General features: G+C 74.7%; 22 protein-coding genes and 1 pseudogene. 5 read left to right on the top strand and 18 right to left on the bottom strand.

Annotation, left to right across the window (positions count from 1 at the left end):
• The first annotated feature begins 78 nt into the window (after window positions 1–78).
• A complete protein-coding gene (nhaA, locus tag ML5_RS24835; RefSeq protein ID WP_013476625.1) occupies window positions 79–1,380 on the top strand; it encodes a Na+/H+ antiporter NhaA in 1,302 nt (433 codons plus the stop codon).
• A 60-nt stretch (window positions 1,381–1,440) separates the two neighbouring features.
• Here nhaA and ML5_RS24830 read toward each other — a convergent pair whose 3' ends face one another.
• The 8 genes from ML5_RS24830 to ML5_RS24795 form a co-directional block, all read right to left on the bottom strand.
• The gene (locus tag ML5_RS24830) at window positions 1,441–1,644 is read right to left on the bottom strand and encodes a hypothetical protein (RefSeq protein WP_013286558.1); all 204 of its coding nucleotides are present in this window, start codon (window positions 1,642–1,644) and stop codon (window positions 1,441–1,443) included.
• 132 nt (window positions 1,645–1,776) lie between these two features.
• Entirely contained in the window at window positions 1,777–2,364 is a 588-nt protein-coding gene (locus ML5_RS24825; RefSeq protein ID WP_013286559.1) for a TMEM165/GDT1 family protein, read from the bottom strand.
• 227 nt (window positions 2,365–2,591) lie between these two features.
• Window positions 2,592–3,557, bottom strand: coding sequence for an L-histidine N(alpha)-methyltransferase (gene egtD / locus ML5_RS24820; protein WP_013286560.1), 966 nt, complete (start codon window positions 3,555–3,557; stop codon window positions 2,592–2,594).
• Window positions 3,554–4,336 (bottom strand): ergothioneine biosynthesis protein EgtC, encoded by a 783-nt coding sequence (gene egtC / locus ML5_RS24815; protein WP_013286561.1) that lies wholly within the window; start codon window positions 4,334–4,336, stop codon window positions 3,554–3,556. Before egtC ends, egtD begins: the two co-directional genes overlap by 4 nt.
• Before the next feature lie 9 nt (window positions 4,337–4,345).
• The gene (egtB, locus tag ML5_RS24810) at window positions 4,346–5,653 is read right to left on the bottom strand and encodes an ergothioneine biosynthesis protein EgtB (protein ID WP_013476624.1); all 1,308 of its coding nucleotides are present in this window, start codon (window positions 5,651–5,653) and stop codon (window positions 4,346–4,348) included.
• Window positions 5,650–6,885 (bottom strand): ergothioneine biosynthesis glutamate--cysteine ligase EgtA, encoded by a 1,236-nt coding sequence (gene egtA / locus ML5_RS24805; RefSeq protein WP_013476623.1) that lies wholly within the window; start codon window positions 6,883–6,885, stop codon window positions 5,650–5,652. Before egtA ends, egtB begins: the two co-directional genes overlap by 4 nt.
• 155 nt (window positions 6,886–7,040) lie before the next feature.
• Window positions 7,041–7,787 (bottom strand): hypothetical protein, encoded by a 747-nt coding sequence (locus ML5_RS24800; protein ID WP_013476622.1) that lies wholly within the window; start codon window positions 7,785–7,787, stop codon window positions 7,041–7,043.
• A 1-nt stretch (window position 7,788) separates the two neighbouring features.
• A complete protein-coding gene (locus ML5_RS24795) occupies window positions 7,789–8,424 on the bottom strand; it encodes an RNA polymerase sigma factor (protein WP_013476621.1) in 636 nt (211 codons plus the stop codon).
• Window positions 8,425–8,925: 501 nt separating this feature from the next.
• Here ML5_RS24795 and ML5_RS24790 point away from each other — a divergent pair.
• Window positions 8,926–10,311, top strand: coding sequence for a serine/threonine-protein kinase (locus ML5_RS24790; RefSeq protein ID WP_013476620.1), 1,386 nt, complete (start codon window positions 8,926–8,928; stop codon window positions 10,309–10,311).
• A 67-nt stretch (window positions 10,312–10,378) separates the two neighbouring features.
• Here ML5_RS24790 and ML5_RS24785 read toward each other — a convergent pair whose 3' ends face one another.
• From ML5_RS24785 to ML5_RS24765, 5 genes are all read right to left on the bottom strand, one after another.
• Window positions 10,379–12,859: an ABC transporter permease gene (locus tag ML5_RS24785; RefSeq protein WP_013476619.1), complete on the bottom strand. Its 2,481-nt coding sequence runs from the start codon at window positions 12,857–12,859 to the stop codon at window positions 10,379–10,381.
• 5 nt (window positions 12,860–12,864) lie between these two features.
• Window positions 12,865–13,629: an ABC transporter ATP-binding protein gene (locus ML5_RS24780; RefSeq protein ID WP_013476618.1), complete on the bottom strand. Its 765-nt coding sequence runs from the start codon at window positions 13,627–13,629 to the stop codon at window positions 12,865–12,867.
• Window positions 13,630–13,778: 149 nt separating this feature from the next.
• A complete protein-coding gene (locus ML5_RS24775; RefSeq protein ID WP_013476617.1) occupies window positions 13,779–14,444 on the bottom strand; it encodes a response regulator transcription factor in 666 nt (221 codons plus the stop codon).
• Window positions 14,441–15,658 carry a sensor histidine kinase gene (locus ML5_RS24770; RefSeq protein WP_091327424.1) on the bottom strand — a complete coding sequence of 406 codons (1,218 nt, stop codon included), beginning with the start codon at window positions 15,656–15,658 and terminating at the stop codon, window positions 14,441–14,443. The genes ML5_RS24775 and ML5_RS24770 overlap by 4 nt, the downstream gene beginning before the upstream one ends.
• Window positions 15,659–15,823: 165 nt before the next feature.
• Window positions 15,824–16,519 carry a DUF305 domain-containing protein gene (locus ML5_RS24765; RefSeq protein WP_013476615.1) on the bottom strand — a complete coding sequence of 232 codons (696 nt, stop codon included), beginning with the start codon at window positions 16,517–16,519 and terminating at the stop codon, window positions 15,824–15,826.
• A 138-nt stretch (window positions 16,520–16,657) separates the two neighbouring features.
• On the opposite strand from ML5_RS24765, the gene ML5_RS24760 reads away from it, so the two are divergent.
• A complete protein-coding gene (locus tag ML5_RS24760; RefSeq protein WP_013286568.1) occupies window positions 16,658–18,109 on the top strand; it encodes an LVIVD repeat-containing protein in 1,452 nt (483 codons plus the stop codon).
• Between the two features lie 79 nt (window positions 18,110–18,188).
• On the top strand, window positions 18,189–18,809 hold the full coding sequence (locus ML5_RS24755) for an HD domain-containing protein (RefSeq protein WP_013476614.1): 621 nt from the start codon (window positions 18,189–18,191) through the stop codon (window positions 18,807–18,809).
• A gap of 24 nt (window positions 18,810–18,833) precedes the next feature.
• Here the strand turns inward: ML5_RS24755 and ML5_RS24750 are convergent, their stop codons facing one another.
• The 3 genes and pseudogenes from ML5_RS24750 to ML5_RS33125 all read right to left on the bottom strand — a co-directional run.
• Window positions 18,834–19,829 (bottom strand): carcinine hydrolase/isopenicillin-N N-acyltransferase family protein, encoded by a 996-nt coding sequence (locus tag ML5_RS24750; RefSeq protein ID WP_013476613.1) that lies wholly within the window; start codon window positions 19,827–19,829, stop codon window positions 18,834–18,836.
• A gap of 48 nt (window positions 19,830–19,877) precedes the next feature.
• Window positions 19,878–20,045, bottom strand: coding sequence for a DUF1203 domain-containing protein (locus ML5_RS33130; protein WP_255348687.1), 168 nt, complete (start codon window positions 20,043–20,045; stop codon window positions 19,878–19,880).
• A gap of 73 nt (window positions 20,046–20,118) precedes the next feature.
• Window positions 20,119–20,454: pseudogene (locus ML5_RS33125) on the bottom strand (DUF1203 domain-containing protein); the annotation flags it as partial.
• A 20-nt stretch (window positions 20,455–20,474) separates the two neighbouring features.
• Between ML5_RS33125 and ML5_RS24740 the strand changes: the two are divergent.
• On the top strand, window positions 20,475–21,350 hold the full coding sequence (locus ML5_RS24740; protein ID WP_013476612.1) for a transglutaminase domain-containing protein: 876 nt from the start codon (window positions 20,475–20,477) through the stop codon (window positions 21,348–21,350).
• Between the two features lie 6 nt (window positions 21,351–21,356).
• Here the strand turns inward: ML5_RS24740 and ML5_RS24735 are convergent, their stop codons facing one another.
• Both ML5_RS24735 and ML5_RS24730 read right to left on the bottom strand, forming a co-directional pair.
• A complete protein-coding gene (locus ML5_RS24735) occupies window positions 21,357–22,967 on the bottom strand; it encodes an asparagine synthetase B (protein ID WP_013476611.1) in 1,611 nt (536 codons plus the stop codon).
• Between the two features lie 4 nt (window positions 22,968–22,971).
• Window positions 22,972–23,931, bottom strand: coding sequence for a hypothetical protein (locus ML5_RS24730; RefSeq protein ID WP_013476610.1), 960 nt, complete (start codon window positions 23,929–23,931; stop codon window positions 22,972–22,974).
• Window positions 23,932–23,992: the final 61 nt, after the last annotated feature.

Below are 23,992 nucleotides of genomic sequence, written 5' to 3'. Positions count from 1 at the left end.
CGTTAGGGTTGGTCCAGGTGTGCCGGGAAGCCTGGTCGGCGATGGTTCCGCCGACCCCAGCTTCCGAACGGACGCCGCATGCCCCAGCACACTCCGCACCGCTCCCGCCTGCTGTCCCGCCGCTCCTGGCCGGAGGCCCGCTTCCTGGCCGACGTGCTGCGCACCGAGACCGTCGGCGGCGGCCTGCTGCTGCTCGGCGCGGTGCTCGCCCTGATCTGGGCCAACTCGCCGTGGCGCGCCACGTACGCCGAACTGAGCCACTGGGTGCCCTGGCCCGGCGGCGCCGGCCTGCACCTCGACCTCGACCTGCGCACCTGGGCCGCCGACGGGCTGCTGGCGATCTTCTTCTTCGTGGTCGGCCTGGAACTCAAGCGCGAGTTCGTCGCCGGTGACCTGCGCGACCCCCGGCGGGCCGCGTTGCCGGTGGTCGCCGCGCTCGGCGGCATGATCGCGCCCGCGCTGGTCTACCTCGCGGTGACGCTCAGCGCCGGCGGTACCGGCCTGCGCGGATGGGCCATCCCCACCGCCACCGACATCGCCTTCGCGCTCGCCGTGCTCGCCGTCATCAGCTCCCACCTGCCGCAGGGGCTGCGCGCCTTCCTGCTGACCCTCGCCGTGGTCGACGACCTCTTCGCGATCACCATCATCGCGGTCTTCTACACCGACGGGTTCCACCCGCTGCCGCTGCTCGCCGCGCTGCTGCCGATCGCCGCGTTCGGGCTGCTCGTGCAGCGGCGGCGGACCTGGTGGTGGGCGCTGATCCCGCTCGCGGTGACCGCCTGGGCGCTGGTGCACGCCTCCGGTGTGCACGCCACGGTGGCGGGCGTGCTGCTCGGCTTCACCGTGCCGGTACTGCGGGGACGCGACGGCGCACCCGGTCTCGCCGAGCGGCTGGAGCACCGCTGGCGGCCGGTCTCCGCGGGCCTGGCCGTACCGGTCTTCGCCTTCTTCGCCGCCGGGGTGACGCTGGTCGGGGTGGACCTGGGCGGCGTGCTCACCAGCCCCGTGGTGCTCGCGGTGGCCGCCGGGCTGGTGCTCGGCAAGGTGATCGGCGTGTTCGGCTCGACGTACCTGCTCGCCCGGTTCACCAGGGCCGAACTGGACGAGGAGATCACCTGGGCCGACCTGGCCGGGCTGGCGCTGCTGGCCGGAATCGGGTTCACCGTGTCGCTGCTCATCGGCGAGCTGGCGTTCGGCGCCGGCAGCCCGGAGGAGGACGGCGTCAAGGTGGCGGTGCTGCTCGGCTCGCTCACCTCCGCGCTGCTGGCCTCGGTGGTGCTGGTCCGCCGCAACCGGGTCTACCGGCGGATCAGCGAGCGGGAGAGCCGGGACGCCGACGGCGACGGCGTCCCGGACGTCTACCAGGAGGGCCCGGCCTGAACCGGCGCGGCGGGCGTGACCAGCCGGTCACGCCCGCCGCACGGGTCGGCGCGGTACGCCTCAGCGCCGGCGCTCGGCCGGGCGCGGCTCGCGCTTGCGCTCCGGTTCCTCGAGCGCCTCGGCGGCCGGGGCGGTGAGGTCGTCACCGGGCACGGCCACCTGCTCGGCGCGGTCCTGCTCGTCCTCGCGCCCGCCCGGCGGCGGCTCCGGCGCGGTGGCGCCCCCGGCGAAGCCGTACTCGTTGGGCTCGTCGTGCCTGCTCATGGGCGGAACCTCCCGGTCGTGCCGATTCGTCCTCCGCCGGGCGGTCACCGCCACGGCGCTCACCCGGGCTACTTACCCACCGAGGCGCTCTCCGATCATCGGGCGCCGCCGCACCACTCACGTCGGTTCCGCTCAGGTCAGCTCGGAGACCGCCTCGAAGATCAGCCAGAGGCCGCAGATGGCGAACAGCACCGCCGCGCCGTAGCGGATGGTCCGCTCCGGCAGGTGCCGGCCGAGCATCCGGCCCACCAGGATCGCCAGCGCGTCCGCTGCGACCATGCCGAGCGTCGACCCGAGCCAGGTGCCGAACCAGCCGTACTTGGTGGCCAGCGTGATGGTGGCGAGCATGGTCTTGTCGCCCAGCTCGGCCAGGAAGAACGCCACACCCACGGCGATGACGGCGGATCGACCGCCGCGCTCGGCCTTGCGCTTCTCCTCCTCGGTCAGCCTGTCGCCGCGCAGCGTCCAGGCGCCGAAGCCGAGGAACGCCAGACCGGCGATGAGCGAGATCCAGTCGGTGGGCAGTGCGGCGTTCAGGCCGTACCCGATGGCCACCGAGGCCAGGTGGACGACGGCGGTGGCGATCGTGATGCCGATGAGCACCGGCACCGGCTTGAACCGCGTGGCGAACGTCAGTGCCATGAGCTGGGATTTGTCGCCCAGCTCGGCGACGAAGATGACGCCGAAGCTGACCACCAGCGCGACGAGGAAACCCTCCATGTGAACCTTCCCGATCAAGCCGGGAGGAGGAACGGGGGCGCCCTCGACCCGGCTGCGACAGCCTGAGTCGAAGGTCTCGCCCGCCCCGGAGACCGGGGCCGCGTGGCCGGATGCGGAACGCACCAGTGTGTCGACCACGACATTGGGGGCTACTCCCCTTCGCGCCGCCAGCCTAGCCGATCACCGGCCGCCCCGGTCACCGGGTGTGGGCGGGGCCACGGCGGCCCTCAGTCGGCGCGGGCCAGGCTCACCCCGAACAGCCCGTCCGGGTCGGTCCAGAACGCCCGCCTGTCGAACCCGGCGGCGGTCAGCTCGGCTGCGATCCCCTCCGGCCGGAACTTGGCCGACACCTCGGTCCGCAGCTCCTCGCCGGCGGCGAACACCACGTCGGTGTCCAGGACCCGCACCCGGGCCGGGTGCTCGGCGCGCAACCGCATCTCGATCCACTCCCGGTCGGGATCCCAGACCGCCACGTGCCGGAACGCGTCGACGTCGAAGTCCGCGCCCAGCTCACGGTTGATCACCCGGAGCACGTTGCGGTTGAACTCGGCGGTCACGCCCGCCGCGTCGTCGTACGCGGGCACGATCACGCCCGGGTCCTTGACCAGGTCGGTGCCGACCAGCAGCCAGTCGCCGGTCTCCAGCGCCGCGCGCATCGCGGTGAGGAACTCGGCCCGCTCCACCGGCAGCAGGTTGCCGATCGTGCCGCCGAGGAACGCCACCAGACGACGGCCGCCGGTGGGCAGCCGGTCCAGGTGACGGGTGAAGTCACCGACGATCCCCCGCACCCGCAGCCCCGGGTACGCGGCGGCGATCTGCTCGGTGGACGACCGCAACGCGCTCACCGAGACGTCCAGCGGCACGAACGTGCCCAGGTCGCCGTGGCGGGTGAACGCGTCGAGCAGCAGCCGGGTCTTCTCCGACGAACCCGAACCCAGCTCGATCAGCGTCTTCGCCCCGGTCATGGTGGCGACGTCGTCGGCGTGCGCGGCCAGCACCGCCCGCTCGGCCCGCGTCGGGTAGTACTCCGGCAGGCGGGTGATCTCCTCGAACAGCTCGCTGCCCCGGGCGTCGTAGAACCACTTCGGCGGCAGCCACTTCGGCGTCGCGGCCAGCCCGACCCGCACGTCCTCCCGCAACCCACGGTCGAGGTCCTGCTGCTCCAGGTGGATCTCCAGCGGCTCCGCGCTCATCGAGTGTCCTCTCTTGCGGTGGGTACGGATCGTCGGACGGCGGTCGTCTCCCGCACGTCGAGCCCGCCCGTGGTCGCCACCACGAGCCGGCCGTCCGGCACGGCCCGCCAGGCCGGGTCGTCGTCGAACGGTTCGGACGCCAGCAGCACCGAGTCCGGGCCGCGGCGCACCGACAGCGCGTGCCCGGCCGTGCTCGCCACCACAGTCGTACCGTCGGTGAGCAGCAGGTTCAGCCGCGAGCCGGGAGCGGCGGCGGCGACCGCCGCGACGGTGTCCGCCACCGCCTCGTCCGGTGGCGCGCCGGCCCGCAGCCGGTGCCGGACCAGCGCCCACAGCAGCGCCGAGTCGGTCGGCACGTCGAGTGTGATCAGGTCGCGCACGGGCAGGCCGGCGGCGAGCGGGACCAGGCTGTCCGGCCAGCCCTTCACCACGCCGTTGTGGCTGAACAGCCACCGCCCCTCGGCGAAGGGCGCCGCGGCGGTCTCGTGCAGCGGCATGCCGACGGTGGCGGATCGGACCGCGGCCAGCACCGCCCGCACCCGCGTCACGGCGGCCAGCTCCGGCAGTGTGGTGTCGCTCCACATCGGCTGGGCCCGCCGGTAGCGGACCGGGTCGCCGTCGTCGGGATACCAGGCGACGCCGAAACCGTCGGCGTTTATCGTGCCGCCGCCACGCATGTCACGCGGCGCCCACGACTGGCGCAGCAGCCCGTACGGCGGGTCGGACAGCAGGCTGCGCAGGAGCACGGGTGGACCGAGATACGCGAGGTGACGGCACATCGGGCCGGCTCACTCCTCGGGTCCGGTGTCACGGGCGCAGCGGAAACCGCTGAAGATCTGCCGCCGGATCGGGTAGTCCCAATTGCGGAACGTGCCCCGGCAGGCGGACCGGTCGGTGCCGAACGAGCCGCCGCGCAGCACCCGGTGGTCGTCGCCGAAGAAGACCTCCGAGTACTCCCGGTACGGGAACGCGGTGAAGCCCGGGTGGCCCCGGAACGGCGAGGAGGTCCACTCCCACACGTCGCCGACGAGCTGGTGCACGCCCAGCGGCGAGGCGCCCGCCGGGTACGCGCCCACCGGCGCCGGCCACAGGTGCCGCTGGCCCAGGTTGGCGTGCTCGGTGGCCGGGTCCTCGTCGCCCCACGGGTAGCGGCGGGACCGGCCGGTCGCCGGATCCCAGCGGGCCGCCTTCTCCCACTCCGCCTCCGTCGGCAGCCGCTTGCCGGCCCACGCCGCGTACGCCTGCGCCTCGTACCAGCAGACGTGCACCACCGGCTCGTCGTCGCGTACCGGCGACCAGCGGCCGAACCGGCGGTACGCCCAGCCGTCCCCGTCGCGCCGCCAGTGCATCGGCGCGCTCAGGTCCGCCTCGATCCGGTGCCGCCAGCCGGCCTCGCTCCACCAGCGCGGCTCGTCGTACCCGCCGTCAGCGACGAACGCCCGGTACTGCCCGTTCGTCACCGGCGCGGCGTCGATGACGTACGCGGGCAGGTCGACGGTGTGCGCCGGGCGCTCGTTGTCCAGCGCCCACGGGTCGGTGGAGGTGCCCATGGTGAACGGCCCGGCCGGCACCCGCACCTCCCCGCCGACCCGGGCCCGGGGCTCCGGCGGGGGCGGCGCGTCCAGCACCGGGGCGCCGGCACGCAGCTGGTGGGTGGCGAGCATGGTCTCGTCGTGCTGCTGCTCGTGCTGCACGATCATGCCGAACGCGAACCCGTCGGCGACGAGGGGACGCTCGGTGAAGCGGATGCCGTCGAGCAGGTCGAATACCTTCTCCCGTACCGTACTGACGTACGCGCGGGCCTCGGCCGGGGGCAGCAGCGGCAGGGCCGGCCGGTCCTTGCGGGGCTGCTTGAACGCGTCGTAGAGGTCGTCGATGTCGTGGCGCACCGGGTCGCGGCCGCCGACGTCGCGGACCAGCCACAGCTCCTCCTGGTTGCCGACGTGCGCCAGGTCCCAGACCAGCGGCGACATCAGCGTGGAGTGCTGCCGGACCAGGTCGTCGTCGTCCACCGCGTCGGTCAGCAGCGCGGTACGGGCCCGGGTCCGCTCCAGTTCCGCGGCGATCCGGTCGCGTAGTCGCTCGGTGGTGGTCACCGGTGTCCCCTCTCCGCGGCGGCGCGGTGCCGCCGGATCGCTCGCTGGGTCTCGTCGTGGATGCCGGCCGGCAGGTCGAGCCGGGGCAGGGCTGTCAGGGCCAGGTCGAACAGCGCCGCCGCGGCGGTGGCCAGCGGACGCTCGGCCAGCCCGCACCGGGCCGCCGCGCGCCACCGGTCGGCGACCGGGCCGGCCGCCGCCAGCGCGTCCCGGGTGGTGGCCGGGTCGGCGAAGAGCGCCGCCAGCACCGCCAGCGGCACGGTCCACTCCGGGCCGGGCTGGGTGTCCAGGTAGCGCAGCTCCAGGTAGCCGCGCGGGCGTACCGGCGGGAACAGCGTGCTGAGGTGGTATTCCAGGTCGTCGGTGGTCGGTGGGCGGGGCAGCGCCCCGGCCAGCCAGTCGGCGAACGTGACACCGGGCGGCGCGGTCCAGTCCGGGCCGTCGCCGCGTACGCACAGCAGCGGCGCGGCCAGCGCGTACCCGGTCCAGGCCGCCACCGGGTCCTCGTCGGCACGCTCGGGCGACCAGACCGGACGGGTCCGGGCCGGATCGATGGCCAGCCAGGTGGCCATCCGGGCGGAGGCCCAGCCGGTGCGGCGGCCCGCGTGCCGGTCGGCGGTGGCGAAGGCGGCGAGCAGCGGCGGGCCGACGGCGTGCGCGGCGGCCCACCGCTGGGCCACGTGCTCCGGTTCGCCCGCGTCCAGGCAGACCTGGAGGCCGGCGGTGCTGTACATCATCGCCCGTCCCGCCGGGCCGCGCCGGTCGAAGGCGCACCGCATGGCCCGGTAGCGCGGGGTCTCCACGACAGGCCGGGGAAGGCGCCAGGGGTCGATGCCGCTGCGGCCGAGCACCAGGCCGGCGGCGTCCAGCCGGGCCCGCAGCTCGGCGACGTCGGCCTCGGTGGCCAGGATGAGCGCGGCGACCGACGATCGCGGTGTCGCGGAGATCTCCACCTGCCCGCCGGGCTCCACGGTCACGGCGCCGCCGCGCCGGAGCTCGTCGGCCGGGCTGGTGGGGTCGAGGGTCACGGGGCTGTGCCGCCCCAGCGCCTCGCGTAGTCGCTCGCGGTCGACCGGCCGGGCCGGGTCCGCGGCGTCGTGCACGGTCCATTCCAGTTCGACGCCGACGAGTGCGGGTGGCCCGGTCTTGAAGCAGATCCGGGCGAGGTGGCCCCGGGCCGCCTCCTCGTCCCCCAGGACGACTGCCCGGTCCAGATCCGGCGACATCACCATGGGACGGCTCCTCCTCGGCGATGGGCGACAACGTCGTGGCGACGCGCCCGGCCGGGACGGCACGGGACGCCGCCCCACCATCCTCTGTCTAGCAGACGAGTTCCGCTTGCCCGGAGAGATGAATTTTTGTCCGGAATCTGATTGCGCGGTGGCGGTCAGTCGTCCGTCCGCGGACCCGGGCGCTCGGGCTCCGGGTCGTCGTGCGGGTCGTCCGCCGGAGCGCCGACCAGGTTCCGGCAGTAGCTCTCCACCTGCTCGGGGCCGCCCGCGGCGGCCACCAGGTCGGCGAAGCCCGGCTTGGTGAGCGCCTTCTCCCGCTGCCGCTCCGACTTGGCCAGGTAGGCACGGCAGTGGCCGGCCATGCTCGCCCCGCCGGCCGGGGGTGCGGACGGCCGGGCCTTGGCGCTCGGCGTACCGGAGGGCACCGGCGTCGGCGCCGGTGGCGACGCCGCTCCGGACGCGTCGCCGGCGGGGGTGCTCGGTGCCGGCCGCGACGGCCCGGTGACGGCGGGGCCGGTGGGTCCGGCTGTCGTCGCGGGCGGGAGCACCGGCTCGGGGTTGCTGTCCAGGCGTACGGCGGCGAACGCCACCCCGGCGACGGCGGTGGCGGCCAGCCCGGACAGCGCGGCGGCGATCCGCAGGCGCCGGCGCGGGCGCGGCGCGGCCACCGGCGCCGGTTCGGTCCCGGCGCGGGCCGCCCGGAAGGCGGCGAGCGCCCGCTCCTCCCCGGCGACCTCGCCGGGGGCCGCCGGTCCGGCGGCGGCGGACAGCAGCCGGCTCAGCGGGTCGGCGTCGGCCTCCGGCGGCGTGCCGGCGCGCGCGGCGTCGAGCAGGCGGTCGGACTCCGCCCGGTCGGCGGGCCCGCCGGACCGGCGAGCGTGCATGCCGTCGTCTCCCCTCACGTCAGCCCTCCGCCGGCTCGGCCTCGGGCGCGTGCGGCACCTGGCGGTCGGTACGGGGACGCGGCGCGACGGCGTCCCGGGTGTCGTCCGGCGCGGCCTGCGCCGCCGAGCGCTCCAGCATCGCGGCCAGCCGGCGCAGGCCCCGGTGCGCGGCGGTACGGACCGCGCCGGCCCGCCGGCCCAGCACCCGCCCGGCGGTCTCCGCGTCCAGGCCGATGACGGCCCGCAGCATCACCGCCTCGGCCTCGGCCGGTGGCAGCGTACGGATCAGCGCCAGCGCGCTCTCGGTGGCGATGGCCTCACCGGCCCGGTCGGCGGTGTCGACGTCGGCGGCCAGGTCGTTGAGCGCCTGCACGGGCACCGGCACGGAGGGACGCCGCCGCTGCCGGCGCAGGTGGTCCATGGCCCGGTTGCGGGCGATCGTGACCACCCAGGCGCGGAACTCGCCACCGGTGAACGACGGCAGGTCGCGCGAGATCTGGAGCCACGCCTCCGAGGCCACGTCCTCGGCGTCCGCGCCGACGAGCGCGGTCAGGTAACGCAGCAGCGCGGGCTGCAGGCTGCGGTAGAGGAACCGGAACGCCTCCTCGTCGCCCGCCTGCGCCCCGGCGACCGCCTCGTTCAGTTCGGCCGTCACGCGCGCCGCCCCACCCGGATGACGGCCCGGAGCCGGGCGTCAACGGGTGCCAGTGACCACACCGCCATCCGCACTCGGCCCCCCGGTGAGCTGATCGGGCACCCGCACGAGGGTGCGGTGCGCCGTGGAAACTGCCGCGCGCGGCACGGGCGTCGGCGGGACATACCGTACCGGCGTCCGGGGGCGGCCGGGAGTCGGGCCGACGCCGGGGCGGGCGGGATGCGTCGGCAAGCCTCCGCACGGCGGAGAAACAGAGAGAAATGTCTACCTGCGCCACCGGCGTGTCGGGGTAACACCGACGGCGGGCGTGACGCTCCCCGGATCGGACCCCCGCCGGTACGGCGGGCCGGGAGCGCGGGGGCGCGTCACTTTCTGGCCGATCGTACCGGGTCGATCACGATCAGCCGATCGGCGTCCCGGGTGCCGGACACCCGGCCGAACGGCCGGCCGGACCGGCCGCCGATATCGCGGGAAATACTTCAGGCCTGCTGTGGGTACGGTATGGGGGTGCTGTCCTCAGACGTCGTACTCAGCGGTCGGTACCGCCTTGATGACCGTGTCGCCACCGGCGGCATGGGCGACGTCTGGCGTGCCACAGACCTTGTCCTCGGTCGCCCGGTCGCGGTGAAGGTCCTGCTTCCCGCCCTGGTGTCCGACCCCGACTTCATCGCCCGGTTCCGTTCCGAGGCCCGGATCATGGCCTCCCTGCGCCACCCCGGCGTGGTGCAGGTCTTCGACTGCGGTGAGGACGACCTGCCCAGCGGCGGCCGGGCCGACTACCTGGTGATGGAGTTCGTCGCCGGTGAGCCGCTGTCGCGGCGGATCGAGACCGCCGGGTGCCTCGAGGTCGCCGAGACCATGTCGATCGTGGCCCAGGTGGCGCAGGCCCTGCACGCGGCGCACGGCCGGGGCATCGTCCACCGGGACGTGAAGCCGAGCAACCTGCTCGTGCAGGACGACGGCACCGTGGTCCTGGTCGACTTCGGGGTGGCCCGCTCGACCAACGTCACGAGCATCACCAGCACGAACGCGGTGCCCGGCACCGCCCTCTACATGGCGCCGGAGCAGGCCGCCGGGCGGCCCGTCTCGGGCGCCACCGACGTGTACGCGCTCGGCGCCGTCGCGTACTGCTGCCTCACCGGCAGCCCGCCGTTCACCGGCGACAACCCGCTCCAGGTGGCCGTACGCCATCTCGACGACGAGCCGCCGGAGCTGCCGGCGGAGATCCCGGCGTCGGTGCGGGAGCTGGTGTCGCGGGCGCTGGCCAAGGATCCGGCCGACCGCTACCCGAGCGCGGCGGCGATGGCCGACGCGGCCCGGGCCGCGCGTACCGACTCGCCGACCGCGACGGTGGCGCTGCGCGGTGCGGCGGGCCAGGCGCGGTCGCGGGACGACCAGCCGGCGGTCCGCCCGGGTGCCGCGGTGGCGACGTCGCGGCGGCGGGGCCGGCGCGGCACGCTCGTCGGTGCGCTGGGCGCGGTGCTGGTGGCGATGGGCGCGCTGGGCGCGCTCGTGGCCGCCGCGAACGACACGGCCGAACCGGCCACGAAGATCGACAAGACGGCGCCCGCGGTGGCGCCGAGCGATCCGGCCGCGGAGCCGGTCGCCGACGAGCCGTCGGCCGACGACGAGTACACCTACCGCCCGGTCGGTCCGGGTGGCCGGCCGTCGGCCACACCCTCGGTGACGCCGAGCTCCTCCCCGACCCCGTCGGCGCAGCCGAGCGTGACCGACGAGCCGGCCCCGACGGACGAGCCGAGCAGCACGCCGCCGAGCGCCCCGACGACGACGGAACCGGTCACGCCGACAACGACCCCACCGAGCACTCCGCCGACCGAAGGCACCGGCGGCGGGGACACCGGCGGGCAGCCGGTCACCCAGCCCTGACCCACGGCATCCACGAGCCGGCCCCGCCCACGGCGGAGCCGGCTCGTGCGTGTCCGGGACCGGGCGGTCAGTCCGCGCCGAGCGACGCCACGACCGGCCGGGACAGGGCGCGGCGGGCCGGCAGGACCGAGGCGAGCAGCGCGGCCACCACCGCCACGGCGACGATCAGCCCGATCCGTCCCCAGGGCAGCACCAGCGTGAAGTCACCGCCGATGCGGGCGACCACAGCCGTCGCCCCGGCCGCCGTCCCGGTGCCGAGCGCGATGCCGAGCAGCGTGCCGACGAGCGCGGTGAGCACCGCCTCGACCGCGAGCACGCCCCGCATCCCGGCCCGGCTCAGTCCGACCGCACGCAGCACCGCCGTCTCCCGGGTGCGTTCCACCACGGACAGGCTGAGCGTGTTGGCGACCCCGACCAGCGAGATCACCACGGCCAGGCCGAGCAGCGCGGTGACGAACCCCAGCACCAGGTCGACGGTGCCGGTGAGCATCTTCTTGTACGCGGCCTGGTCCATCACGTTCACCGTCGGGTAGCGGGCCAGCACCGACTCGACGGCGGCCCGGGCCGCGTCGACGCTCACCCCGGCGGCCGGGTCCACCTCGGCCAGGTAGCCGCGCTCGGCCGGGAACATGGCGGTGAAGTCGGCGTCCAGCACGTCCACCAGATGCCCGGCGGGCACCGGGCTGCCGGCCAGGACCGGCTCCTCGTCGGCCACCACCGCGGCGATCCGGAACGGCCGCCCGGCGAGCGTGATCGTGGAGCCGGCCGTCCAGCCCCGGGCGGCGGCCAGTTCGCGGTGCACCAGCACCGCTCCCGGCCCCAGATCCGCCGGGTCACCGGCGTCCACGGCGGACAGCGTCCGCCGGACCAGCGCCGGATGCGCGGCGCGCAGCTGCATGTCGCCGACCACCCGGCTGCGCTGCTCGTGCACCACGCCCAGCTCCGGGCGGGCGGCCAGTTCGCCGGCGACCGTGGCCGGCAGGTCACCGCCGATGCCGGTGACGAGGAAGTCCACGCCGATCCGGGCGTCCACCGCGCGTTCGATGCCGGACTTGACACTCGCCGCGCCGACCACGAAGGCCGAGACCAGCCCGATGCCGATCACCATGGCCGTCGCGGTGGCGGCGACCCGGCGCGGGTTACGCACCGCGTTCGACACCGCCAGCCCGCCGGTGGCGCCGAACGCCGCACGGAACGGCCCGCCGAGCACCCGTACCAGCGCCGGCACCAGCACCGGGCCGAACGCCACGATGCCGCCGAAGGCCAGCAGCCCGCCCGCCGCGACCAGCACCACCTGGCCGGTGGCGCCGGCGCCGGCCAGCGCCGCCACACCGGCGGCGAGCGCCAGCACGCCGACCGCCAGCCGGATCCGACCGGCCGGGCGGACCGGGTCGACCGCCGCGTCGGTGAGCGCCGCCACCGGGGCGACCCGGGTGCCCTGCCAGGCCGGCAGCGCGGCCGACGCCACCGTGAGCAGCGTCCCCAGCCCCAGCGAGACCAGCAGCGTACGCGGGGTCAGCGTGAGCCCGCTGCCCAGCGGCACGCCGGTGCCGGCGAGCAGGAGGCCGAGGCCGCCGGCCACCGCCGCGCCGGCCAGCACTCCGACCACGGAGGCGAGCAGGCCGGTCACCGCCGCCTCGGACAGCGTGGCCCGGTAGATCTGCCCCCGGGTGGCGCCGACCAGGCGCAGCAGCGCGGTACGCCGGGAGCGCTGGGCGAGCACGATGGCGAAGGTGTTGGCGATCACGAAGCCGGCCACCACCACGGCGACCGCCGCGAACGTGCCCAGCAGCATCCCGAACTGCCGCAGGTCGCGTACCGCGTCGTCGACTGCCGCGTCGAGGACGGCGTCCCGGTCCCGGACCGTCACGTCCGGCCCCACCACGGCGCGGATCCGGTCGGCCAGCGCCGCCGCGTCGGCACCGGGCCGCGCCGCCACCATGATCCGGCCGTAGCCCTTCTCGCCGCTGACGGTGAGCGCGTCCGGGCCGGTCAGCCCGATGTACGGGCCGCCGACGTCGCGGGAGCTGCCGTCCACGTCGACGGTGCCGACCAGGGTGTACGGGCGGGCCGCGCCGTCCCGCCCGCCGATCGACACCGGTCCGCCCAGTGTGAAGCGCTGCTCGGCGACGGTCCCGTCGTCCAGCACCACCTCGCCGGGGCGCTGCGGCAGCCGCCCGGCCACCACGTCGTAGGACTGGAGGTCCGCCTCGGTGGGGATCGCGGCGAGCACCGCGTACCCGAGCACGGGACGGCCGTCGGTGCCGACCACGCCGGCGGAGCCGGTGAGCTCGCCCGCGGCGGCGGCCACCCCGTCGACGGCGCGTACCCGGTCCACGAGCGCCGGGGGCAGCGGTTCGGTCCCGGCGTACGCGGCCAGGTCGGTGTGTCTGTCGAACTCACCGGCCCGCTCGTACGCCCCGGCGCGCATGCCGTCGACGAACATCAGCGTGCCGGCGACGAACGCGACGCCGAGCACGATCGCCAGCGAGGACAGCAGCAGGCGCAGGCCGTCGGCGCGGACCTGGCGCAGGGTCAGGCGCAGCATCACGCTCACCGCCCCGCCGGCGCCACGGCCGGGTCGAGCCGGCTGAGCGCGTCCCGGACGTCACCGACTGTCGGCTCGTGCAGCTCGTCGACCAGCCGGCCGTCGGCGAGGAAGACCACCCGGTCGGCGTGCGCGGCGGCGGCCGGGTCGTGGGTGACCATGACGACGGTCTGGCCGAGCGTGTCCACCGCCTCGCGCAGCAGCCGCAGCACCTCCGCGCCGGAGCGCGAGTCGAGGTTGCCGGTCGGCTCGTCGGCGAAGATCACCCACGGCCGGTTGATCAGGGCGCGGGCCACCGCGACGCGCTGCTGCTGCCCGCCGGACAACTCGGCCGGACGGTGCCCGAGGCGGTCGGTCAGGCCCACCGCGGCGACCACCTGACGCAGCCACGTCGCGTCCGGCCGGCGGCCGGCGATCGCCAGCGGGAGGACGATGTTCTCCTCGGCGGTGAGCGTGGGCAGCAGGTTGAACTTCTGGAAGACGAAACCGATCCGGTCCCGGCGCAGCCGGGTGAGCCGCCGGTCGTCCAGGCGCGTCAGGTCGGCGTCACCGATGTGGACCGCCCCGGCGGTCGGCCGGTCGAGGCCGGCGAGGCAGTGCAGCAGCGTGGACTTGCCGGAGCCGGACGGGCCCATGACGGCGGTGAACCGGGCGGCGGCCAGGTCGAGGTCGACGCCGTCGAGCGCGACGACGCGGGACTGCCCCACGCCGTACTCCTTGCGCAGTGCGCGGGCGGCGAGGGCGACGCCTGTGGTCGGTGGTGCGGACACGGTGGTGCTCCTGTCGGACACGGTCTTTGGGACAGTTCCGACGCTAGGTCCGGCACCGGTCAGTTGATCTCCACCTGCGCGCTCGACCTCGGTGCGACCACGGTCGTCCCCCACCGGGCAAACCCGTACGACCTGGGACGTACGGCCGGTCAGCCGCCGGGCGTGACCAGGCCGCTCTCGTACGCCAGGACCACCGCCTGGACCCGGTCGCGGAGCTGGAGCTTGGCCAGGATGCGGCCCACGTGGGTCTTCACGGTCGCCTCCGCGACGTGCACCCGGGCGGCGATCTCGGCGTTGGAGAGCCCCTGCGCCACCAGCAGCAGCACCTCGCGCTCCCGGTCGGTGAGCTGGGCCAGCCGCGGGTCCGCCGTCGGCGCGGGGCCGAGCTGCCCGGCGAACCGGTCGAGCAGCCGCCGGGTGATCGACGGGGCCACCACCGAGTCGCCCTGTGCCACCACCCGGATCGCGGCCATGAGCTCCTCCGGCGGCACGTTCTTGAGCAGGAACCCGCTCGCCCCGGCGCGCAGCGCGGCGAACGCGTCGGCCTCGGTGTCGAACGTGGTGAGCACCAGCACGCGCGGGCCGCCGCCGGCCGAACCGGCGCAGATCCGCCGGGTCGCCTCCACCCCGTCCATGGTGGGCATCCGCAGGTCCATCACCACCACGTCGGCCTCGACCCGGTCCAGCACCCGCAGCGCGTCCGCGCCGTCGATGGCCTCGCCGACCACCTCCAGGTCCGGCTGGGAGCCGAGCACCATCCGGAACCCGGCCCGCACCAGCGCCTGGTCGTCGACGATCATCACCCGCACGGTCACGCCGCCGCGCTCCCTTCCTCGATGCCGGCCGCCGCGGGCAGTGGCAGCCGCGCCTGCACCCGCCAGCCACCGGCGAGTGTGGGGCCGGCGGCGAGGCTGCCGTCGTACACCCCGACCCGTTCCCGCATGCCGACCAGGCCGTGCCCGCCGGACGGCGCCGGCCGGACCACCGGAGCGCCGCCGCCGTCGTCCACCGCCCGGACCACGACGGCGTCCGCGGCCCAGTCCAGCGTCAGCTCCACCGACGCGCCGACGCCCGCGTGCTTGAGCGCGTTGGTCAGGCTCTCCTGGACCACCCGGTAGACGGTCAGCTCCAGGCCGGGCGGCAGCGCCCGCGGGGTGCCGGCGCCGCCGCAGGCGATCCGCAGCCCGGCGGCACGGAACCGGTCGAGCAACGCGGGCAGTTCCACCAGCGCGGGTCGGCGGTGCGCCGGCTCGGCGGCCGGCTCGCCCGCCGCCGGCAGCGGCTCCGGGCGGTCGGGTTCCCGGAGTACGCCGACCAGCCGCCGCATCTCCTCCAGCGCCGCCCGGCCGGTGTCCGCGACCACCTTGGCCGCCTCCCGGGCGGTGGCCGGATCCCGGTCGAGCGTGAACCGCACCCCGTCCGCCTGCACGATCATCACGGCCATGCTGTGGGCGACCACGTCGTGCAGCTCACGGGCGATGCGGGTGCGTTCCTCGGCGACGGCGGCGCGCGCCTCCGCCTCCCGTTCCCGCTCCAGCGTGGCGGCACGCTCCTCCAGGCTGACCACGTAGAGCCGGCGGGTCCGCAGGTTCAGCCCGGCCAGCCAGACCGCGCCGACGATCAGGGCGTAGAAGAACGCGCCCATCCACCAGGGCCCGGTGCCGGGCGACTGGAGCGCGGCGAGCACCCCGCCGATCGCGGCGACGACCCCGGCGACGATGCCGTCGCGGAGCCGGTCGGCGTACTTGACCACGCTGTACAGGGCGATCAGCACGGCGACGTCGTAGCTGAACGGACCCCAGCCGGCGATCACCTGGACCAGCGCGAGCGCGGCCACCAGGACGCCCACCGCCGACGGGTGGGTACGCCGGAAGAACAGCACCGCCGCCATCGCCAGGCCGACCGCGGACGCCGCGAGCCCGGTCAGCCCGGCGAAGTACCCGGACAGCACGAAGAACACGACGAGCCCGCAGACGGCGGCGTCGAACGCGACGCCGCGCAGCGGACGACCGAGGATCAGGCGGTTCACGATCCCCCAGCCTAGGCCCGCCCCCCCGCCGCCCCCGGCCCGTCCCCGACCCGTCCCCGGCCCGTCCCCGTCGATCATGAAGTTGGCGGCGGATGCTGTCCGATTTGTCGCAGCCAACTTCATGATCGACGGGGTGAGGGGCGGGTGGGGTGGGGTGAGGGCGGGTCAGGGGGTCAGGAGGGCCTGCATGCGGGTGATCTCGGCGGACTGCTCGACCGCGACCGCGGTGGCGAACTCCTGCATCGGCTGGTCGGCGCCGACCTTCAGCAGGTCGGTGGACATGACGATGGCGCCCCGGTGGTGGTCGGACATCATCTGCACGAACAGCCGGTCGAACGCCGCGCCGCGCGCGTCGGCGAGCCGCCGCATCGCCTCGGCGGACTGCATCCCGCGCATGCTGCCGTGGTCGTGCCCGGGCACGTCGGCGGGCAGGTCGCGGGTACTGAGCCAGGCGCGCAGCAGGCCGACCTCCGGGCCCTGTGCGGCGCGGATCCGCTCGGCCACGGCGCGGATCCGCGCGTCGGCGGCGCGCTCGGGCGCGAGGGATGCCATCTCCAGGGCCTGTTCGTGGTGCGGGATCATCATCCGGACGTACCAGACGTCGAGGCTGTTCCACCGCGGCGTGGTGGCGCCCCGGACCTGCTCGGCGGGGCGGGTCGCGGCGGGCTCCCCCGGGCGTCCCGGGACCACCACGGGTGGCGCCGACCCGGCGGCGCTCGCGCTCGGCGCGGCCGCCGCGGCGGTTCCGGCCGCCTCCGGGGTACGGGCGTCCTCGCGCCCGGTCAGCGCGAGCGCCCCGACCACCACGAGGGTCACCAGTGCTGTGACGCCCACCCACACGCGCGCCTGCCGGCTGGTCATACGACGCCTCCTCCGGTCAAGGTGACAGCGATCCTATCCATAGACGAAAGTTCCCCAGTGTGATCCAGATCACATTGATGGCCGTCTCCAATAGGTAAGGTGTGGCGAATCATGACCCCCTTTCGAAGGGTGTTGCCGATGATCAACATCCGCACGTCTCGTATCCGGATCGTCAGCCTGGCCGCCGCCGGCCTGCTGCTCGCCGGCGTCGTCACCGCGCCGCCGAGCAGCGCCCAGGAGATCCCCCGCGCCCAGGCCGCGCCGGCCACCGTGGACAACGCCGTCCCCGGTGTCGACGAGATCTCCAGCAGCCCCAACCTGCGCCAGGTGGCGAACCTGCCGAAGCAGGCGCCGTTCGACACCACGGCCGCCCTCGGCACCGACATCGCCTTCCAGGGGCGGTACGCGTTCGTCGGCAACTACGACGGGTTCGTCGTCTACGACGTCTCCCGCCCGAGCCGCCCGGCAATCGTGTCCCAGGTGCTCTGCCCCGGCTCACAGAACGACATCTCGGTCCACGGCAACCTGCTGTTCCTGTCGACCGACTCCTCCCGCAGCGACGACTCCTGCGCCAGCACCAGCCAGCCGGCGTCGGTGAAGGAGTCCTGGGAGGGCATCAAGATCTTCGACATCCGGGACAAGCGCAACCCGCGCTACATCAAGTCGGTCGAGACGGCGTGCGGCTCGCACACCCACACGCTGGTGCCCGGCAAGGACAAGCGGAACGTCTACCTGTACGTCTCCTCGTACAGCCCGCGGGCCGAGTTCCCGGACTGCCAGCCGCCGCACGACTCCATCTCCATCGTCAAGGTGCCGGTGAAGAACCCCACCACGGCCTCCGTGGTCGCCACGCCGAACCTCTTCCCGGACGGCGGCTACCCGGGTATCCCGGGCCAGTCGTCGGCCACCACCGGCTGCCACGACATCACCGCGTACCCGTCGAAGGACCTGGCCGCGGGCGCCTGCATGGGTGACGGCGTCCTGCTGGACATCAAGAACCGCGAGGCGCCCCGGGTGATCGAGCGGGTCACCGACGCGGAGAACTTCGCGTTCTGGCACTCGGCCACGTTCAACAACGCCGGCACCAAGGTCGTCTTCACCGACGAGCTGGGCGGCGGCGGCGCGGCCACCTGCAACGAGGTGGTCGGCCCGAACCGCGGCGCGGACGCCATCTACGACATCACCGGCCGCGGTGACGCCCGCAAGCTGGAGTTCCGCAGCTACTACAAGATCCCCCGCGTCAACGCGGACACGGAGAACTGCGTGGCCCACAACGGCTCGCTGATCCCGGTGCCCGGCCGCGACATCATGGTCCAGGCGTGGTACCAGGGCGGCATCTCGGTGTGGGACTTCACCGACTCGCGCAAGCCCAAGGAGATCGCCTACTGGGAGCGCGGGCCGCTGGACGCCTCGCAGCTGCGTACCGGCGGGTCCTGGTCGGCCTACTGGTACAACGGCCACATCTACTCCAGCGACATCCAGAAGGGACTGGACGTGCTGGAGCTGCGTGACCCGCGTACCTGGCTGGCGCAGTTCCTGCTGGTGCCCGAGCTGAACGTGCAGACGCAGGCCGGTTACCTGAGCTGGTGACCCGCTGACCGTGGCCGGGCCCGGCGTTCCCCGCACGGGGGCGCCGGGCCCGGTGCTGTCCCGGGACGGGAACGGACACATGCCGGTGACGATCGACGACCGGACGGCGGTGCCGAGCGACGCCCGGATCCGGGCTCTGCACGAACGGCTCGCGCCGTCCCGGGAGGTGTTGCACCTCGTCTGGACGCACTGCCGGATCGTGTGCGACATCGCCGGACAACTGCTCGACAGCAGCGGTGCGGACGCGGACGCCGCCCTCGTGCGGGCCGGCAGCCTGCTGCACGACATCGGGGTCTACCGCCTCTACGACGAGGCCGGGCGGCTCGACGAGCGGAACTACGTACGGCACGGCGTGCTGGGCCACGCGCTGGCACGGGAGGCAGGGCTGCCCGAGATGATCGCCCGGTTCTGCTCCCGTCACACCGGCGTCGGGATCACCCGGGCGGACGTGCGCCGGCAGGGCCTGCCGATCCCGGCCGCCGACTACACGGCCGTCACCGCCGAGGAACACCTCGTGATGTACGCCGACAAGTTCCACAGCAAGACCACGCCACCGGCGTTCGTCTCCGCCGCCTCCTACGCGGTCGCCGTGCGGCGCTTCGGCCCGGACAAGGTCGACCGGTTCGCGGCACTCGTCGAGCGGTTCGGCGAGCCGGACCTGCCCACGCTCGCCGCCAGGTATCGACAGCCGATCGTCTGAGGGGGCGCGGCGCCGCAGCCGTGGTCAGTCGCTCATCGGCAGCCGGTAGTCGCGGGTGCCGCCGCCCGCCGTGACCACCCGCACCTCGCCGCTGCGCAGCCCGTACGTCACCGACCAGCGGGTGTGCGACTGGCGTACCGCGTTCAGCAGCCGCAGCGCACCGGCCGCGTCCACCACCCCGCCGGTACGGTCGAGTTCCTTCGCCAGCACCCCGTACCTGTGGTCCTGGCGCAGTTCCCGGTCCGGCACGCCGACCGCGGGCACGTTCGTCAGCGCCTGCCACGGGCCCTGCCGCCAGTCCACGGTGAGCTTCCCGTCGACGAACTCCACCACGGCGGACGCGCCCGTCGCGTCGGCCAGCAGGTAGTGCAGCGGCGGCCCGCCGTCGAAGTCGAGGTTGTAGCGCCGGAACACGGCGACCGCCTCGTCCACAGTGGCGGCCGAGTCGAGCACCAGGCGCAGGATGCGCACCGAGCCGACCTTCGGCAGGCCGGGCACCGGCTCGGCGCGGGCCCCGTCGTCGGCGGCCAGCCCGACCGCGAGACCCCGCTCGTTCATGCCGTCGAACGGCAGCAGCGGCGCGTCCAGCAGCCGCCGGTCCCCGGTCGGGTCGGCGGACACGCCCAGGTAGGAGATGTCGACGAGGGAGATCGAGGCGTACCCGTCCGGCGGGTCGGTGCGCAGCACCAGCGCGGGGTTCGGCTCCCAGTCGAAGTTGCGGGCGAACAGCGGCCGGTCCCGGTCGGCCAGCGCGGCGAACAGCGAGCAGCCGAACGGGCTCGGCGGCGTGGACCCGGCCAGCCCGGCGGTCGGGTCGTAGTCGCCGTCGTACGTCATCTCGTACATCGGCAGGTCGTCGATCTTGCGGAGGCTGGCCAGGGTCCGCTCGACCTGCGCCGGGTCCTGCCGGGACGCGGTCGGTGAGCCGGCCGCGGCCGGTGGGCCGGGCCGGCGGCTCTCCCCGCAGGCCGTGGCGAGCAGGAGCAGCGCGAGCCCGCCGGCGATGAGGGTCCTCCGCATGACTGCGACGCTAGAAGAGGCGTCCGCCGATGTCCATCCGGGACTCGGTCAACTCCGCACGATCGCGAACATCCAGCAGCCGTACACCACGTTGCGGCTGTGCAGCTGGTCCACCGCCGGGTCGGCGAACAGCTCCGCGATCACCGCCTCCGGGTCGCCGCCGTCGTGTCGCCGTCCGCCCACGATGCGGCCCCGGCTGTCGTACGCGCGCAGCACCTGCCCCCGGTCCGCGCCACTGCGACGGGTACGCCGTCACGTCGTCCGGGCCGGCGCAGACGGCGGCGTGTGCGAACACCGGCCCCACCTCCCGGTACGGGCCCGGCGGCAGCGGCGGGGCGTACCCGAACAACAGCAGCTCCTCCTCCGGCCGGGCGTCGCGCAGGCAGCAGCGCAGCGGCTCGCCGCCGGTGGCGCGCCGGTGCTCGGGCGGCTGCCCGGTGGCGTCGCGGCCGGTGCGACGCAGCTCGGCGAGCGTCCCGGCGGGCAGTGGGCGGATCCGGAACGCGGTACCGGTGGTCGTCACGGTCCCAGCCTGGCGCGGCCCGGACCGCGGCGCTGGCGGTGATCGGACCTGGCGTTCGGGTACCGCGAAAATGCGCGCCGAGCGGGCACCCGCGGGCCGCATCCGGCGCCGACAATGACCGGATGGACGTCGACGACTACCGGACCCACTCCCCGTACAGCGATCCCCGCCACCACGCGGCGCTGCTCGACGCCGTTCCCGCCGACCTGCCCACCGTCGCGGCGACCGCCCGCAACGTGATCGTCCACTACCGCGCCGGTGGCGTGGAGCTGCCGGACGTCCGCCGGGCCGAGGTGAACCTGCGCTGGCTGGACCGCATCCTCGACGCCGACCAGTCCCGGTTCCCGCTGCCGCTGACCGCCGAACGCCCGGCCGTCGAGCGGGTCGCCGGCTGCTGCCGGGACCACACGCTGCTCACCGTCGCGGCGCTGCGCCAGCACGGGATCCCGGCCCGCAGCCGGATCGGGTTCGTGAGCTACTTCTCCCCGGACTGGCACCACGACCACGTGCTCGCGGAGTGGTGGGACGGCGAACGCTGGGTCTGGTCCGACCCGGAGCTGGACCCGGCCGTCGACCGGCCGTTCGACGGCTACGACATCGACCCGGAGGCGGGGCACTTCGAGTCGGCGGCCCGGGTGTGGCTGGCGTACCGGGCGGGCCGGATCGACCCCGGCACCTACGGCGTGGACCCGTCGCTGCCGATCCGGGGCGACTGGCTCGTCCACGACTACGTGCTGCTGGAGCTGGCCCACCGGCACAAGGACGAGGTGCTGCTCTGGGACGGGTTCGGTGCGATGACCGAGGATCTGACCGGTGCCGACCTCACGCTCGTCGACGAGGTCGCCGCGCTGCTGGTGGCAGCCGACCGCGGCGACGCCGCCGCCGGGCGGGAGCTGGCCCGGCGGTACGCCTCGGACGCTCGGTTGCGTCCGGGCCCGACTGTGCACTGCATGGACCCGGTCTCCGGGGTGGCCGCCGACGTGGACCTGCGACGCTGACCGGGCTCACCCGGGCAGGGGCGCCTCGTCGCCTCGGGTGCGGCGCGGGTTGACCAGCCGGCGGACCATCGGGGCGGCGTTCCAGCGGGCCGCGCCGACCAGGTCCCGGGCGTGTTCCAGCACCGTGTAGTCGGGCCGGGCGATGCCCTCGGCGATGGCCCGGTCGAGGTCGTTGCCGCAGCGGGTGAGCACGCTGTCGAAGTCCCGGCGGACCGGTTCCAGAAGGTCGTAGCCGAAGGAGCGGTGCAGCCGGGCGAACAGCGGCTTGTAGAGGCGGGCCCGCTCGTGCAGCCCGGACGAGTACGACATCGGGTTCTTCGGCCGCTGCCGGACGTAGGAGGGCAGCACGTCCGCGAAGGCCCGCCGGACGATCCACTTCTCCTGCCCGTCGCGCAGTTTGACGTCCAGCGGCAGCCGCATGGCCAGCTCGACGACGCTGAGGTCGAGGAACGGCACCCTGGCCTCCACGCCGTGCGCCATGCTGGCCCGGTCCACCCGTTGCAGCTCGGTCCGGCACAGATTGCGGATCTTGTGGAGGAACAGGCGACGGGACCGCTCCGGGCCGACCCGGTGGTACATCGGGTACCCGCCGAACAGCTCGTCCGAGCCGTCGCCGGTGAGCACCACCCGGACGCCCAGCTCGCGCAGCCGCCGGAAGATCGGCACCGAGACGACCGCGTTGATGATGTCGCCGTACTCGGTCAGCTCGGAGACCCGGATCGCCTCGCGGACGTCGGCGAGCCGGATGTCGCGGGGCCGCAGCTCGATCACCTCGTGCGGTACGCCGAGGTCGGCGGCGAGCCGCCGGGCGTACGCGACGTCCGGGCTCTCCGGCACGCCGATGGTGACCGCCACGCAGTCCGGGTGCAGTTCCCGGGCGTGCAGCAGCGCCAGTGAGCTGTCCAGACCGCCGGAGAGCACCACGCCGACGGTGAGGTCGGTGTCCAGCCGGGCGCGCATGGCGTCGGTGAGCGCGACGCGGACCAGCAGGGCCGCCTCGTCCGGGTCGTCGATCACCGGCAGGCCGTCGCCGAGGGTGAGCAGGTCGACGTGCGGACCGACCCGGACCGGGCGGCCGGGCTCGACCCAGCCGTGGTGCCCGGGCGCCACCTCGCCGATCGGCGCGCCGTGTCCGACCAGCGCCTTGACCTCGGAGGCGAGGTGCAGGCAGCCGGGCAGGCGGGACCAGTAGAGCGGCTTGACGCCGAGCGGGTCGCGGGCCAGGTACGTCCGGCCGGTGTCGCGCTCGACGATCACGAACGCGTACTCGCCGCGCAGCCGGCGGACCGCGTTCTCGCCCCACTGGCGGAACGCGGTGAGCACCACCTCGGTGTCGCCCGCGGTGATGAACCGGTGGCCCAGCCGGGTCAGCTCGGCGCGCAGCTCGTGGTGGTTGAAGATCTCGCCGTTGAAGCAGAGCAGGTGCCGCTCGTCCGGCGACATCCACGGCTGGACGGACCGTTCCCGGTCCACGATCCTCAGCCGCCGTACGCCGGCGAGCAGGCCGTTCTCCTGCCGGGTCTCGGTGACCTCACCGCGCGGCGCGAGCGCGGCGAGCATCCGCCGGAAGGTGGCCGGATCCGCCTCGGGGCCGATGCCCAGCGCGATGCCGCACACCGGGTCACACCCCCATCTCGGACTCGTACGCCCGCCGGTACCGGCGACGGGCGGCCGGGGCGAGACACACGTGCCAGGCCTGTCCCTCGTCGACCACGTTCACCTCGCCGGCGTCCTGGCGGGCCAGCAGCAGCCCGGCGAGCGCCGGGCGGGCGCCGAAGCGGTCGTACCACTCCAGTTCGACGTCGGCGGCCCAGCCGAGGCAGTGCCCGCTGGGCACCATCGCGGCGTACCCGAGGCGGCGCAGCCGGTACTGGTGCTCAGCGCTGCGGGCCAGGCTGGTCACCCAGAGCGGCGGCGTGCCGTCCGGCGCGACGGCCGTGAACTCCCGGGCCAGGTCGTTGAGGAACGCGATCATCTCGCGGCGGGCCCGGCGGAACAGCAGCCCGGCGGTACGCGGGGTGGCGTCCGGGCGCAGCCGTCGCCGCACCGCCCGCAGCCCGCGTCCCACCACTGTGGCGGGCTGTTCCTGGTAGCGGAACTCGATCAGGCCGCGGCGGCGCAGCCACTCCAGGTCGACCAGTTCGGTGCTGGTGCGGACCTGGTCGTCGGTGAGGAACGTCGGGCTGTCCCGCCACCAGAGCACGTCGACGCGGGAGAGCAGGTAGATGCGGACCAGCGCGGTGAGGTCCTGCGCCGAGCTGCGCGCGTTGGGCTGGTAGCGGGCCATCTCCAGCAGCAGCGTCTCCCGGGCGCCGATCAGGCCCTGCGGCGTGGCGTCGAGGACGGCGGCGATGGCCGGTTCGCGCAGCCGCTGGTCGAGCAGCACCTGGCGGGCGGTGGTGGACGGCGCGTCGGCGAGCGCGCCCACCTCGACCAGGAGTTCCGCCACCGCCGCCCGGTACGCGGACAGGTCCGGCTCGGTGCCGGCGCGCCGGCCACCGGCGGGCACCCGCCGGGCGGGAGCGGTGGACGTGACGGCGGGACCGGGCTGGCGACCGGGGCTGCGGCTGGGCACTCGCATGGTCTCCGTCCCCTCTCGGTCAGGACACGGCGTGATTGGGCCTGCACACACCGTAATGAGC

This window comes from Micromonospora sp. L5 (genome assembly GCF_000177655.2).
Lineage (GTDB): Bacteria > Actinomycetota > Actinomycetes > Mycobacteriales > Micromonosporaceae > Micromonospora > Micromonospora aurantiaca.
Note: the sequence above shows the minus strand (reverse complement) of the source record. Positions and strands in the feature narration are given on the sequence as shown.

What these genes read in the sequence shown, in the direction of transcription:
- nhaA (WP_013476625.1), top strand. Translation starts at nt 79, where the DNA reads ATGCCCCAGCACACTCCGCACCGCTCCCGCCTGCTGTCCCGCCGCTCC.
- ML5_RS24830 (WP_013286558.1), bottom strand. Translation starts at nt 1,644, where the DNA reads ATGAGCAGGCACGACGAGCCCAACGAGTACGGCTTCGCCGGGGGCGCC.
- ML5_RS24825 (WP_013286559.1), bottom strand. Translation starts at nt 2,364, where the DNA reads ATGGAGGGTTTCCTCGTCGCGCTGGTGGTCAGCTTCGGCGTCATCTTC.
- egtD (WP_013286560.1), bottom strand. Translation starts at nt 3,557, where the DNA reads ATGAGCGCGGAGCCGCTGGAGATCCACCTGGAGCAGCAGGACCTCGAC.
- egtC (WP_013286561.1), bottom strand. Translation starts at nt 4,336, where the DNA reads ATGTGCCGTCACCTCGCGTATCTCGGTCCACCCGTGCTCCTGCGCAGC.
- egtA (WP_013476623.1), bottom strand. Translation starts at nt 6,885, where the DNA reads ATGGTGATGTCGCCGGATCTGGACCGGGCAGTCGTCCTGGGGGACGAG.
- ML5_RS24790 (WP_013476620.1), top strand. Translation starts at nt 8,926, where the DNA reads ATGGGGGTGCTGTCCTCAGACGTCGTACTCAGCGGTCGGTACCGCCTT.
- ML5_RS24785 (WP_013476619.1), bottom strand. Translation starts at nt 12,859, where the DNA reads ATGCTGCGCCTGACCCTGCGCCAGGTCCGCGCCGACGGCCTGCGCCTG.
- ML5_RS24765 (WP_013476615.1), bottom strand. Translation starts at nt 16,519, where the DNA reads ATGACCAGCCGGCAGGCGCGCGTGTGGGTGGGCGTCACAGCACTGGTG.
- ML5_RS24760 (WP_013286568.1), top strand. Translation starts at nt 16,658, where the DNA reads ATGATCAACATCCGCACGTCTCGTATCCGGATCGTCAGCCTGGCCGCC.
- ML5_RS24755 (WP_013476614.1), top strand. Translation starts at nt 18,189, where the DNA reads ATGCCGGTGACGATCGACGACCGGACGGCGGTGCCGAGCGACGCCCGG.
- ML5_RS24750 (WP_013476613.1), bottom strand. Translation starts at nt 19,829, where the DNA reads ATGCGGAGGACCCTCATCGCCGGCGGGCTCGCGCTGCTCCTGCTCGCC.
- ML5_RS24740 (WP_013476612.1), top strand. Translation starts at nt 20,475, where the DNA reads ATGGACGTCGACGACTACCGGACCCACTCCCCGTACAGCGATCCCCGC.
- ML5_RS24730 (WP_013476610.1), bottom strand. Translation starts at nt 23,931, where the DNA reads ATGCGAGTGCCCAGCCGCAGCCCCGGTCGCCAGCCCGGTCCCGCCGTC.